Annotated in this window: 13 protein-coding genes; 9 read left to right on the top strand and 4 right to left on the bottom strand. The window is 69.8% G+C overall.

Annotation, left to right across the window (positions count from 1 at the left end; genetic code table 11):
• Positions 1-7: 7 nt before the first annotated feature.
• Positions 8-1,420: a hypothetical protein gene (locus tag NR792_RS22475; protein ID WP_375754730.1), complete on the bottom strand. Its 1,413-nt coding sequence runs from the start codon at positions 1,418-1,420 to the stop codon at positions 8-10.
• Between the two features lie 154 nt (positions 1,421-1,574).
• Between NR792_RS22475 and NR792_RS22470 the strand changes: the two genes are divergently transcribed.
• From NR792_RS22470 to NR792_RS22430, 9 genes are all read left to right on the top strand, one after another.
• Positions 1,575-2,594 (top strand): SPFH domain-containing protein, encoded by a 1,020-nt coding sequence (locus tag NR792_RS22470; RefSeq protein WP_375754729.1) that lies wholly within the window; start codon positions 1,575-1,577, stop codon positions 2,592-2,594.
• Positions 2,595-2,608: 14 nt separating this feature from the next.
• Positions 2,609-3,538, top strand: coding sequence for an NAD+ kinase (locus NR792_RS22465; RefSeq protein WP_375754728.1), 930 nt, complete (start codon positions 2,609-2,611; stop codon positions 3,536-3,538).
• A gap of 416 nt (positions 3,539-3,954) precedes the next feature.
• On the top strand, positions 3,955-4,377 hold the full coding sequence (locus NR792_RS22460) for a PTS sugar transporter subunit IIA (RefSeq protein ID WP_014399911.1): 423 nt from the start codon (positions 3,955-3,957) through the stop codon (positions 4,375-4,377).
• A gap of 33 nt (positions 4,378-4,410) precedes the next feature.
• Positions 4,411-4,896 carry a PTS sugar transporter subunit IIB gene (locus NR792_RS22455; protein WP_375754727.1) on the top strand — a complete coding sequence of 162 codons (486 nt, stop codon included), beginning with the start codon at positions 4,411-4,413 and terminating at the stop codon, positions 4,894-4,896.
• A 4-nt stretch (positions 4,897-4,900) separates the two neighbouring features.
• Positions 4,901-5,620: a PTS sugar transporter subunit IIC gene (locus NR792_RS22450; RefSeq protein WP_375754726.1), complete on the top strand. Its 720-nt coding sequence runs from the start codon at positions 4,901-4,903 to the stop codon at positions 5,618-5,620.
• Positions 5,617-6,423 carry a PTS system mannose/fructose/sorbose family transporter subunit IID gene (locus tag NR792_RS22445; protein WP_375754725.1) on the top strand — a complete coding sequence of 269 codons (807 nt, stop codon included), beginning with the start codon at positions 5,617-5,619 and terminating at the stop codon, positions 6,421-6,423. Before NR792_RS22450 ends, NR792_RS22445 begins: the two co-directional genes overlap by 4 nt.
• 33 nt (positions 6,424-6,456) lie before the next feature.
• Positions 6,457-6,735, top strand: a complete 279-nt coding sequence (locus tag NR792_RS22440; protein ID WP_120592229.1) for an HPr family phosphocarrier protein — start codon at positions 6,457-6,459, stop codon at positions 6,733-6,735.
• Positions 6,736-6,779: 44 nt separating this feature from the next.
• Positions 6,780-8,588 carry a phosphoenolpyruvate--protein phosphotransferase gene (ptsP, locus tag NR792_RS22435; protein ID WP_375754723.1) on the top strand — a complete coding sequence of 603 codons (1,809 nt, stop codon included), beginning with the start codon at positions 6,780-6,782 and terminating at the stop codon, positions 8,586-8,588.
• A 95-nt stretch (positions 8,589-8,683) separates the two neighbouring features.
• Positions 8,684-9,010: a hypothetical protein gene (locus NR792_RS22430; protein ID WP_375754722.1), complete on the top strand. Its 327-nt coding sequence runs from the start codon at positions 8,684-8,686 to the stop codon at positions 9,008-9,010.
• Between the two features lie 58 nt (positions 9,011-9,068).
• Here the strand turns inward: NR792_RS22430 and NR792_RS22425 are convergent, their stop codons facing one another.
• From NR792_RS22425 to NR792_RS22415, 3 genes are all read right to left on the bottom strand, one after another.
• Positions 9,069-9,584 (bottom strand): MgtC/SapB family protein, encoded by a 516-nt coding sequence (locus tag NR792_RS22425; RefSeq protein ID WP_375754721.1) that lies wholly within the window; start codon positions 9,582-9,584, stop codon positions 9,069-9,071.
• 12 nt (positions 9,585-9,596) lie between these two features.
• Entirely contained in the window at positions 9,597-10,202 is a 606-nt protein-coding gene (locus tag NR792_RS22420; protein WP_375754720.1) for an MXAN_6521/LA_1396 family lipoprotein, read from the bottom strand.
• 98 nt (positions 10,203-10,300) lie between these two features.
• On the bottom strand, positions 10,301-12,952 hold the full coding sequence (locus tag NR792_RS22415) for an RND family transporter (protein ID WP_375754719.1): 2,652 nt from the start codon (positions 12,950-12,952) through the stop codon (positions 10,301-10,303).
• Between the last annotated feature and the right edge of the window lie 104 nt (positions 12,953-13,056).

Genomic DNA, 13,056 nt, shown 5'->3' with positions numbered 1-13,056 from the left:
GGCACCTTCAGCGCCGGGGCTTCTTCTGTCCCGCGTTCGTGGCCTCGGCGGTGAGGGCCAGCACGGAGTACAGGTTCATCGTGTAGACGCTGTTCTCCGGCTCCAGGTCCGAGGCCTTCTGGAAGAAGGCACTGGCGCGCGCGTAGTCGCGCTGGTGGTTCAGGAGGATCATCCCCATGCGGTTGTAGAGCGGCGCGGGCTTCGGCAAGAGCCCGATGCTCCGCTCCAGCAGGTCCAGCGCCTCCGCCAGCTTCCCGGCCTGTTCCAGCCGAACGACGCGCTGGAGCACCTCTTCCCGCGTGTCCTCCATCCTGGGCGGTGACACCGGCGGCACGGCGGGAGGCTTCGCCGTCAGCGCCGAGGCCAACGTCACGGCCGGCATCGGCGCCTGCGGCCGGGCCCCCGAAGCCGGAGCCGCCGCCACCTTCGCGGACGGGGGCACGGTCTTCGGCTCACCCCGCCCGAACACGGGCGTGCCATCCCCCGAGAACGACGCATCCGCCGACGCCAGCGTGCCCACCAGCTTCGTCACGCCGCGCTCGGACAGCGACTCGAACACCGCGCGCAGCTCCAGCTCCGTCACCTGGGTGATGAGCGCCATGTCCGCCAGCGCCGTGCGCCCGTCCACGAACGACAGCACGTACGCCTCGAACGGGCTCAGCGGCTGGTTCACCAGGTCCAGTCCCGCGGCGATGATTGGCCGCACCGGCGGTCCCTTCGTCTTCGCCGCCCCCTGGGCCTGCGCCTGGAAAGACACGACCCGCGTCGCCTCCTGCTGGGGCGGCCGGGGCACGCCGCGCGCTCCCGTCTGCTCGGGCTTCGTGAGCAGCGCGCGCACCAGCGACACGTTGTCCCGGGGCGGCAGGTCCTCCACGCTCCTGACGAGCAGCAGCTCGCAGCGCGCGCACTGGAAGTCCCCCGGCTTGCAGGACGCACCACAGTGCGGACACACCAGGTCCTCCGGCGGGTGCTCGAAGGCTTTCGCGTCCGCGTAGTAGTGCTTGCGGATGGCCGCGCGGATGGACCTTCGCACCGCCACGAACGGCAGCACCTGCGCCACGCCCACCGTCTTGGCAATCTCCTCCAGCGCCCGCTGCCGCTGCGGCTCGGAGATGGCCACGTACAGCGCGTCCTGCGCCAGCCGCAGCGGCATGAAGTCAAAGCCCTCCGCCAGCCGCACCGGCACGCGCTCCAGCAGGCCTGGGTCCACCTTCGCCTGCGCCAGCTTCTCCGTGGACACGAAGCGCGTCTTCAGCTCCTGCGCCAGCAGCCGAAGCACGGGCGTCTCGTCCACGCCCAGCCGCACCAGGCACTCACCCAGCTTCAGCCCCGTCTCCTGCTGCCGCGCGAGCGCCCGGGACAACAGCTCCGGCGTCAGCACTCCATCCAGGACCAACTGCTCCCCGAGCTTGCGCGTCATGCCCCCGATTCAAGGACGCCCGGGCCCACCCCGTCCACCGGCATCCACGCCACCTACACCGCTTTCCCCATTCCTCGTTGCGAATGTGTACGAACGACACTAAGATGGTGTTGAAATTACACAAACAAACGCAGCAGGTCAGGGGGATGCGCGGATGTTCTTCGGGTACATGAAGTCAACGCCGACCACGTACGTGATGCAGTACCGGGACGGCGAGGTGGTCCGCGAAGGTGCGGGCCTGTCGTTCCTCTACTGGAAGCCGGCGACGACGCTGGTGGCGGTGCCGCTGTCGAGCGCGGACGTCCCGTTCGCCTTCAACGAGGTCACCCGCGACTTCCAGCCGGTGACGGTGCAGGGGCAGCTGACGTACCGGGTGGAGGATCCGCGCCGGCTGGCGGGGCTCTTGGACTACTCCATCACGCCGTCGGGGCGGCACCGCTCGGAGGACCCGGAGAAGCTGGCGGACCGGCTGGTGCAGGCCGCGCAGGTGCGCGCCCGCGCGGTGGTGCAGTCCCTGAGCCTGCGCGAGGTGCTGGTGCAATCCGACATGCTGGAGGCCCGCGTGCTGGCGGCGCTGGCGGAGGCCGAGTCCGTGAAGGCGCTGGGCGTGCACGTGATGGCCTTCTCCGTGCTCTCCATCGCGCCCACGCCGGAGATGGCGCGCGCCCTGGAGGCCGCCGCGCGCGAGGGGCTCCAGCGCGAAGCGGACGAGGCCATCTACGCCCGCCGCAACGCGGCCGTGGAGCAGGAGCGGCGCATCAAGGAGAGCGAGCTGGCCACGGAGCTGGTGGTGGAGGAGCGCCAGCGCCAGATTCGCGAGGCGAAGATGGCCGCGGACATCTCCGTGGAGGAGCAGCGCGCCGCCCTCATGGAGCGCTGGGTCCAGAACGAGCGCCAGTCCGCGGACGCGCGCGCGTACACCCTGGAGAAGACGCTGGAGCCGGTGAAGGGCGTGGACTGGAAGACGCTGCTGGCCACGTCCGCCAACGGCGGCGACCCGGCGCTCCACATCGCCCTGGCCTTCCGCGAGATGGGCGAGAACGCGCAGCGCATCGGCGAGCTCAACGTGTCGCCGGACCTGCTGCGCTCGCTGCTGCCCCCGGACTCGAAGCCGGCCCGGCCCAACCCTCCCCCGCGAGCCGAAGTCCACGCCTTCGACCCCCGCGACCGCTGAAAGGAGCGCGAAGGATGAACGCCATGTTCGAGAAGGTGGTGCTCGTCACGCGCAAGACGCGGCTGGCGGACCTGGTGGTGCGCTTCAACACGAAGAAGCAGGCGAAGTTCTACGTGGAGCGCAACCACCAGGACTTCACCGCCTTCGAGGCGGAGGACGACACCTACCGCCGCGCGGTGGACGGCCTGCGCTCGCGGCTGGACGTGGGGCTGCCGGTGCAGCAGGTGGACCGCTCGCTCGTGCCCACCTTCCTCTTCACCGGCAAGGAGGTGGTGGTGACGGTGGGACAGGACGGGCTGGTCGCCAACGTGGCCAAGTACGTGGGCAGCCAGCCGCTCGTGGGCGTCAACCCGGACCCCGCGCGCTTCGACGGCGTGCTCCTGCCCTTCCTCCCGCGCGACGCCCGGGCCGCGGTGCTGCGCACGTTGGAGGGCCGCGCGAACGTGCGTCAGGTGCAGCTGGCGGAGGCGCGGCTGCAGGACGGCCAGCGGCTGCTCGCCTTCAATGACCTGTTCATCGGCGCGCGCACGCACGTGTCCGCCCGCTACGAGGTCCGCTACGGCGGCCGGGAGGAGTCGCAGTCCTCCAGCGGCGTGCTCGTGTCCACCGGCGCGGGCTCCAGCGGGTGGCTGTCGTCCGTGTTCGCGCTCGCGCAGGGGCTCACGCGCTGCACGGGCGGCACGCCGGGGAAACCCTGGACGCTCGGCTGGGAGGACGCGCGGCTCGCCTTCGTCGTGCGCGAGCCCTTCGTCAGCCGCCACTCGGGCGCGGACATCGTCGGCGGCTTCGTCACCGCGCAGGAGGAGCTGGTGCTCGAGTCCCGCATGCCCCAGGGCGGCGTCATCTTCAGCGACGGCATGGAGGAGGACTTCCTCACCTTCGGCGCCGGCGCCACCGCGCGCATCCGGCCGGCCGAGCAGAGGGCATGCCTGGTCGTCCACTGAGACACCGCACCCGATGCGGCAGGTCCCCAGAATCCGGGGCGCCCCGAGTACCGTTGGACCTCGCGGGCCCTCCCGGGATTTCCGGGTGATACGGCCGCTTCCGCGCGATGGCCCGGCTGCCTTCCTACCCACCGAGCGGGGCGCGCGGACTCGCCCTGGAGGGCACGCATCACACGGGGGCGCAGTGCATCTCTACAGCGTGGGGAGACCGCGCCCGGCTCCCCGTCCGGCAGACGACACCGTGTCCCTTTCCCGGACCTGAAATTCCAGGCATGGTGGGCGCAGTCGCCTTACCTTCGAAGCGTAGCGGTTGGGGAAGCAGTCCCAGGTGCAGGCGGAAAACTTCGCCGGAGTTGCGTCCGGTCGTTGATGGGCGTAGGACGCAAATCTCCCGGGAAGTGGCTCAGGGGTGATCAATGGTCGGCCTCGTCATCGCATCGCACGGGCGTCTCGCGGATGAGCTTGTCTCAACCGCTGAACAGATCGTGGGCAAGCTGCCCGCCGTGGCCACCTGCAACATCGAGCCGGGGGCGCCCGTGGAGGACCTCCGCGCCAAGATGAAGCAGGCCGTGAAGGCCGTGGACGAAGGGGACGGCGTCATCATCATGGCCGACCTCTTCGGAGGTACCCCCTGTAAGGAATCGCTGATGATGTGTCAGCGGATGAATCTGGAGGTCCTGGCCGGCGTCAATCTGCCCATGCTGCTGAAGGCCAACTCGCTCCGTTCGGAGCAGATGGCCCTGTCGGACATGGCCAACCAGCTGGCGTCGTACGGCCAGCGCAACATCACCTGTGCATCCGCCCTGCTTCGCGAGGCCCAGCAGCAGCCGCGAACTTGACGGACCCGTACGGGTCGGCGATTCGAGACTGCCGTGATCACCCTGGTCCGCGTCGACAACCGCCTCATCCATGGTCAGGTCGTCGAAGCCTGGCTTCCCCACCTCAAGGTGTCCCGTGTGGTGGTGGCGGACGATGAGGCGGCCTCCAGTCCCCTCATCCGTGCCGCCATGGCGCTCGCCGTGCAGAGCGCCATCGAGGTGCAGATCCTCCCTCTCGCCCAGGTGGACTTCGCCGCCCTGTCCAAGGACGGTGTGCGCACCCTGGTGCTCTTGAGGGACGTCGCCTCCGTGCCGTTCGCCTTCCAGAACGGGCTGGCCATGGACCAGCTCAACCTGGGCAACGTGCACTTCGGCACCGGCCGGCGGCAGGTGTCGCCGTCCGTCTTCCTGGCGGAAGGGGAGCTGCTGGCCCTCCAGCAGCTGTCCGCGCAGGGCGTGCGGGTGGAGGCGCGCGCCGTGCCCGCGGAGAAGTCCGTGGACCTGCCGGACCTGACCGAGCGCTGGTCGAAGGCCGGGTGAGCCGGTGAACGTCGGCTGGACCCAGGTGGCGCTCGCGTGTCTCTGGGGGGGCCTGGTGGCCGTGGAGCGCAAGGCGTTCCTGCAGGCCATGCTGTCCCGGCCCCTGGTGGCCGCCACGTTCATGGGCGCCCTGCTGGGTGACGTGGGCGGGGGCCTGTCCGTCGGCATGCTGCTGGAGCTGTTCTACCTGGGCACCGCCAACCTGGGCGCCTCCCTGCCGGAGAACGACACCGTCGCGGCCACCGGCACCGCCGCCGCCGCCGCCACCCTCACCGCCGCCACCGGCGCGGGCTCCACGCCGGCCATCTGGTCGCTGGCCGTGCTGCTGTTCATCGGCCTGGGGCGGGTGGGGCGGAGGCTGGACCGGCTGCTGGAGGGCTACTCCGCGCGGCTTGCGCGCGTGGCGCTGGCGTCCGCGGAGGCCGGCAACCTCACGCGCGCCATGCGGCAGAACCTGTGGGGCATGTGGCCGCACTTCGTGTGCTACGGCGCCATCACCGGCATGTGCGCGCTGGCCGGCTACTTCCTGGAGCCGGTGATGGTGGCGCTGCCGCACGGGCTGGTGCGGGGGCTCGCCTGGGCGTACCCGGCCATGGCGTCCGTGGCGGCGGCCATCGCCGCGCAGTCCAGCCACGCGAAGCGCGCCCCCCTGTACGCGGGCCTCGCCGCGGCGGCCGTCACCGCGGCGGTGGTGCTGGTGCAGCTGCAGGAGCAGCGGCCATGAGCGTGCAGCCGACGTCCCCCCCCGCGGCCGCTCCCGCCTTCACGCCGCCCGCGCGGCTGTCGCGGGGCACGGTGCTGCGCGTCTTCCTGCGCTCGCTCTTCCTCCAGGCGTCGTGGAACCCCAAGGGCATGCAGAACCTGGGGCTCGCGTACGCCGTGTACCCCGCGCTGGAGCGGCTGTACCCGCCGGGCCCGCAGCGCGAGGCGGCCGTGCGCCGTCACCTGGTCTTCTTCAACACGCACCCGTACGTGGCCGCGGCCATCGTGGGCGGCGTGGTGAACCACGAGCAGAAGATCGCCCGGGGGGAGGAGACGCCGGACCGGGTGGTGGGCTTCAAGGCGGCGCTGATGGGGCCGCTCGCGGCGCTGGGGGACGGGTTCTTCTGGCTGTCGCTCAAGCCCGCGGTGGGCGGCCTCTGCGCGGCGATGGTGCCCCTGCTGGGCGTCTGGGCGGTGGTGCTCTTCCTGGTGCTCTACAACCTGGTGCACCTGCTGTTGCGCATCCGGCTGTACTGGCTGGGCCTGAGCCTGGGAGACCGTCTGGTGGAGGCGGTGGCGCGGGTGAACCTTCCCGCCAAGGGCGCGCGCTTGAGGGGCGTGGCCGCGGCGAGCGCGGGCGGGCTGGCCGCGTGGCTGGCGGTGAGCTTCGGGGCGACGGCGGGCGGGACCTGGGCGCCGTTCCTGGCGGTGGGGTGCCTGGCGGTGGGCGTGTTGGCGTACGTGGCCGTCAACCGGCGGGTCCCCACCTATGGGGTCCTCTACGTCGCGGCGGGATTGGCCTGCGCGGCGGGTGCCTTTCTGTGAGTACGAACAGTCGAGTGAAGCGGGAGTCGCACGATGGCGAGTGAAGCCGAGGGAACCTTCGAGATCATCAACGCGCTGGGGCTGCACGCCCGGGCCGCGGCGCAGATGGTCAAGGTGGCCAACCGCTTCAAGAGCGAGGTCTTCATCAAGGCCTCCGGGCAGCGCGCCAACGCCAAGTCCATCATGGGCGTGCTGATGCTCGCGGCGGCCCAGGGCACGAAGGTGACCCTCACCTGCAAGGGCGAGGACGCCGAGGCCTGCCTGTCCGAATTGAAAAAGCTCATCGAGGACCGGTTTGGCGAAGCGCAGTGAGCGTCGAAAGGGGAGGTAGACTCCCCTAAGAGGTCAGGAAAACCGTGAGCAGCCAGGCCACCCCTACACTCAGGTTGACGGGCATCGGTGCCTCCCCGGGCATCGCGGTGGGCCACGCCTTCATCCTGGACAGGAAGCGCATCCGCACGCCCAAGCTGCGCCTGGCGGACGCGGAGGTGGAACCCGAGCGGATGCGGATGAAGACCGCCATTGATTTGTCCGACCGCCAGCTCGCGGAGCTGAAGGACCAGATCACGCGCACGGAGGGCAGCGACCACGCCCTCATCCTGGAAGCGCACCGGCTGATGCTCCACGACCCCATGCTCGTGGACGAGGTGAACCGCCTCATCGTGGAGGACCGCATCAACGCGGAGTGGGCGGTGCGCCGCACGGCCCGGAAGATAAAGCACCTCTTCGACAACATCCCGGACGAGTACTTCCGCGAGCGCCGCTCGGACGTGGACTACGTCGCGGACCGCATCATCCGCAACCTGATGGGCCAGGTGGTGGATGAAGACGTGGAGGTCCCGGCGGAGGCCATCGTCGTCGCGCACGACCTGCCGCCCGCGGACGCGGCGATGATGGCGCGCAGCGGCCGCGTCGCCGGCTTCGTCACGGACCTGGGCGGACAGACCAGCCACACCGCCATCGTCGCCCGCGCGCGGGAGACGCCCGCGGTGGTGGGCGCGGGGCGCGCGAGCGAGCAGATTTCGCCGGGCGACCTGGTGGCCATGGACGGCACGCGCGGCGTGGTGCTGGTGAACCCCACGGAGGACCAGCTCGCGCTCTTCCGCGAGGAGCAGCGCCGCTACCTGGAGAGCGAGCAGCTGGCGCTGGCCACGAAGGACCAGCCCGCGGTGAGCACGGACGGCTTCCGCATCCGGCTCAACGGCAACATGGAGTTCCTGGAGGAGATCCCCTCGCTGCTGGCGCACGGCGCGGAGGGCATCGGCCTGTACCGCACGGAGTTCATGTTCCTGGACCGCAAGACGGCGCCCACGGAGGAGGAGCACTACCGCGCCTACAAGCAGGTGCTGGAGGCCATGGGCGGCCGGCCCGTCACCATCCGCACGCTGGACCTGGGCGGCGACAAGGTGCCCGGCAAGACGAAGCACGAGAAGGAACCCAACCCGGCCATGGGCCTGAGGGCCATCCGCTACTGCCTGTCCAACCGGGAGCTGTTCCGCGTCCAGCTGCGCGCGCTGCTGCGCGCGAGCGTGCACGGCAACCTGCGCCTCATGTTCCCGCTCATCTGCGGCGTCAGCGAACTGCGCGAGGCGCGCAGCGAGCTGGAGGCGTGCCGCACGGCGCTGGGGCGTGCCGGGGTGCCGGTGGGCAAGCGCTTCCCGGTGGGCATCATGGTGGAGACGCCCAGCGCGGCCACCATCGCGGACCGGCTGGCGCAGGAGGCGGACTTCTTCTCCATCGGGACCAACGACCTCATCCAGTACTCGCTGGCCATCGACCGCCAGAACCGCGAGGTGGCGTACCTCTACCGGCCCCTGCACCTGTCGGTGCTGCGCATGCTCCAGGGCATCGTGGACGCGGCGAAGAGCGCCAACATCCCCGTCTCCATGTGCGGCGAGATGGCGGGCGACCCGCTCTTCACCCTGGTGCTCCTGGCGCTGGGCTTCGACGAGCTGTCCATGACGTCCGGGCAGATTCCGGTGGTGAAGCGCCTGATGCGCCGGGTGAGCCGCAGCGAGGCGATGGAGATGCTCCAGGGGGCGATGGAGCTCACCACCGCGGAGGAGATTGAGCGCTTCGTGCGCACGGAGATGGACCGGCGCTTCAGCGGCCAGGAAGGCTCGCTGCTGTCGCCGGTGCGCGACCCGGAACCGGAGCCCGTGTAGGCCCTGCTCCCCCCGGCTGAATGCGGCGGGGAGGGGGTCGCCGTTTCCAGGCAGGGTGCACACTTTGGCCGGACACGGATGCAGGAGGCAGCAGCGTGTTCAAGGCAACGGACATTCAGCGGGGCATGACGGTGCGGGACCGGGACGGCGAAGCGCTCGGCGGCATCGTCGCGGTGGACCCGCGCGGCTTCACCATCGGCAAGGGGCGCATCTTCGAACGGGAGTACCCCGTGCGCTTCTCCGACGTCGCGGACCTGGACGGGGATGACGTCTACCTCCGCCGGGACCTGGCCAGCCTCCCCGGCGCCGTGCTGGCCGAGGGCGCGCTGGAGCTGGACGACGACCACTGCCACCCGGACACGGCGCACCGGCCGGTGGCCTACACGCACGACCTGACGGGCGCGCTGGTGCCCATGGAGTAGGGGCCGGACAGCGGGCGTGCGCACGCGCGCCGCGCTTCACCCGGGACGGGACTCCTCCTCACGCGAGGGGGGGCCCGTCCTCGTCGTTTCCGCCGTTGGAGCGCTCCCTCGGGTGCCCGCCGTGGCGGTGCTCGTCGGGCGTCAGCAGGCGGGAGACGGGGCGCAGCAGCACCAGCGACAGCAGGGCCAGGGCCACGGTGGCGCTGGCGGCCAGGTAGAGGCCCAGGCCGCAGGCCAGGCCCACCGCGGCCGTGACCCAGAGGTTCGCCGCCGTGGTGAGCCCCTTCACCGAGCCCCCGAGGCGCAGGATGACCCCCGCGCCCAGGAAGCCGATGCCCACGACAATCTGGCTGGCGATGCGGCTGATGTCCGCCTCCGCCCCATCCGGGGGCGCGCCAGGACGGAGCAACTCCTCCGTGTACACGCTGGAGAGCGTGAAGCAGCACGCCCCCAGCGCCACCAGCGTGTGCGTGCGCAGCCCCGCGGCCTGGTTGCGCGCCTCGCGCTCCACGCCCAGCACGCCGCCCAGGAGCGTGGCCAGCACCAGGCGCCCGATGATGACTTGAGGATCCACCTGGGCGCGAGGCTACTCGCCCAGGTCGATCTTCTCGTCCTTGTCCGCCTCGTTCAGTTCGGGATTGGGCAGCGTGTCCAGCGTGGCCACCAGCAGCTTGTAGGACGGCACCACGTAGGGCTCCACGTCCGGGCCCAGCTCCTTCACGTACTGCTCCTTGCGCTCCACGTACTTCTTGTCCTCGGAGTCCCAGCTGCCGCCGGCCTCCGCGGCCCACACCTCCTGGCCGTCCCGGCAGCGCAAGAGCTGCGCCTTCACCGCCACCTCCGCGCCGTCGCCCACGTGCTTCACCGTCGGGTCCAGCCAGAGCACGCCCTCGATGCCCTCCACGCACTGGTCCTTGAAGGTCGGGTCCGTGGGGCGCTCCGGCAGGGACGTGTTGGCCTTCACCAGGTAGTCCCGGTTCTGGTTCAGCCACTGCCGGGCGATGAGGCTCCACAGGTCACCGATGTACTGCTGCCCCTGGGGGAACGGCTGCGTCACCACCGCCAGCCGCTTCACCTGCTGCCGGTCCACCGTGGCGTAGTCGTCGCGCAGCCGCTGGCTCTTCACCGTGCTCGCGCAGCCCGTGAGCACCATCAGGCCCAGCACCGCGCCCACCCGCTTGAACGTCCCCATGGCTTGAAGCTCCCGAAGAAAAGAACGGCCCCGCGCTTCCCTGGGGAAGGCGGGGCCGCGAGGTCCGGCGCGGGATATTAAGCGCTTCTTCCGCGCTGTCAGGCGGCGCGTGTGGAGGACGTGTCGCCCCCCGTCGCGGAACCGCCCTCTGGCGAACGTCCCGCGTCCTTCTGCCGCTTGTCGTGCATCAGCTGCATCACCGCCGCCAGCACCGTGAAGGACACCAGCAGCGTGGTGATGAGGCCGATGCAGGCCACGAGGCCCATGGAGCGCAGGCCGTTGTGGCTGGCCACCAGCAGCGCCGCGAAGCCCGCCACCGCCGTCAGCGTGGAGGACGCCACCGCCGCGCCCACGCTGCGCAGCGCCACCAGCGGGGAGGTCCCCTCCAGGAAGCGGTGCAGCAGGTAGAGGCCGTGGCTCACGCCGAAGCCCAGGAGGATGGGCAGGATGATGATGTTCATGAAGTTCAGGCGCAGGTCGAACAGCGCCATGAAGCCCATCATCATCGCCAGGCCCACCGTCAGCGGAATCACGGACGCCAGCGCCAGCTTCGCGTTGCGGAAGTCCGCGAAGTGCATCACCAGAATCCACAGCGCGGTGAGGATGACCGTGAGCTTCGCGTCCTTGAGCACCATGCGCGCCAGCGACGCGTACAGCTGCGTGGCGCCCGCGGCGCGGAACTCCATCTCCACCGGCGCGCCCGTGGGGCCGCCTGGCATGAACTTGCCCGGCGTCACCATGCCCTTGATGGAGGAGGTCTGGTCCGCGAACTGGAGCATCTGCTTGCCGTCCCACAGGTCCACGCTCGGGTAGATGAACGTGAGGTAGCCGTGGTTCTCCGGGCTGGTGCTGGGCAGGTGCCGGAACTGCGAGGCGTAGATTTCCGGCACGTTGTGCACGTCGAAGGGCCGGGCCTCCAGCATCTTGAAGAACAGGGCCGCCTTCTCCTGCGTCTCCGGCGGCAGCGCCTTCACGTCGATCTCCTTCAGCTCCTCCTGCCACTCCTCCAGGATTTTCGCGTTCGCCTGCGAGCTGCCCTCGGGCGGCACGAAGGTGAAGAGGCTCATCACCTGGGAGATGGCGGGGCGCTTCTTCGGGTCGCTCGTCAGCTCCTTGTAGAGGGCCTCCGTCTCCGCCAGGTCCTTGGTGTAGACGGCGAGCGGGTCGCTGGCGATCTTGAAGCGCGCGTTGATTTCATCCTGCAGCACCACGGACGGCTGGTTCGCCGGCATCAGCGCGCGGGTGTTGTAGTTGAAGCGCACGCCGTAGGGCAGCCGCGCGAAGAAGCCCGCGTCCGCCGGGGGCTCGCCGCTCTTCCACGGGATGGCCGCGCCGCACACCACCGCGACGATGACGCAGCCCACCGCCAGCACCAGGCCGGGACGCGGGATGCGCAGCTCCTTGCCGGTCGCGCTGTTCGTGGGCGGCGGCTTCATCACGCCAATGAGCTTGCGCGGCAGCTCCGGGTTCTTGCGGCCGGCCAGCGCCAGCAGCGCCGGGCACCAGGAGAACAGCGTGAAGCCCAGCATCAGCGTGCCCGTGCCGGCCAGGAAGCCGAACTGGGAGAAGCCTTTGAACTCGCTCACCATCAGCACGTAGAAGGAGCCCGCCACCACCACCGCGGACACCAGCGCCGGACGGCCCGCGTTGATGACCGCGTCGCGGATGGCCACGTCGTAGGGCTTGCCCGCGCCCAGCTCCAGGCGCGTGCGGAAGATGAAGTGGATGCCGTAGTCGATGCCGAACCCCATCAGGATGCCGCCCAGGATGGAGGTGATCATGTTGAGCTCACCCAGCGTCGCGTAGGTGAAGCCCAGCGTGTACAGCGTGCCCGCCACCGTGCCGCTCACCACGATGAGCGTGGGCGCCCACTTGCGGAAGAACGCGATGGTGATGACGAAGATGGCGACGAGCGCGATGATGGTGACCGGCTGGAGCGAGTCCTCGATGGCGTACGAGTCGTCCACCGCCGTCTTGTAGGAACCCGTGAAGCCGTAGGCGACCGTCTTCTTGTCGCCCATCTTGTAGTAGTCCTCCACCAGCTGCACGCCGGCCTTGTTGCTCTTGGAGTACTCGGCCAGGTCCGTGCGCAGCTTGTCCACGTACAGCTTCGTCTGGCCAATCTGGTTGGTGTCCCACATCGGCTTGATGAGGAGCAGCAGCAGCTTGCGGTCCTGGGAGATGTAGTAGTCGTCCGCGATGCTCTTGTTGCCAACGCTGGAGTACTTGTCGACCAGGTCCTGCAGGTCCAGCTTCACCGGCTCCGTCTTCTTGATTTCGATGTAGAAGGGGTTCGCGCGGCGGAGCTGATCCTTGAGGAACGCCATGATGCGGCGCTTGCCCTCGGCCAGGTCCTCCGTCTTCACGAACAGCACCATGTTCTGCTGAACGAACTCGACGGGAATCTTGTAGGTGATGGAGCGCACGTGCTCCTTGTCGTTGCCCGCCATCACGGCCAGGTCGTCCGCGACCTTCTTGAGCGTGGCCTCGTCATCGCCGCGCAGCGCGACCATGAAGAAGCCGCTGCCGCCCACCATGTCGATGACCCGCTTGACGTCCTTCACCTCCTGCAGGTCCTGGGAGATGAGGTCCAGCTGGTTGGAGTTGATGGTCAGCTTCGACGTGCCCCACACGGCCAGGCCGAGCAACAGCAGCAGCACGGTCATGACGGTGCCGGGACGCCGGACCATCAGCTCTGCGTAGGCAAGGGCGAGGCGGGGCGGGGGATGGGACGAGGGATTGCCGCTCATGGGCGCGGGACCCTATCGCTGAACGTTCCCGCCCGGAAGCAAAGCCCGGGATGCCTGTCCGCCCTTCCTCCGCGCGAGACAGGGCTTCCCAACCCCCGGGAATA

Origin of the sequence: Corallococcus exercitus, from assembly GCF_042231735.1 — a bacterium.
Lineage (GTDB): Bacteria > Myxococcota > Myxococcia > Myxococcales > Myxococcaceae > Corallococcus > Corallococcus exercitus_B.
Note: the sequence above shows the minus strand (reverse complement) of the source record. Positions and strands in the feature narration are given on the sequence as shown.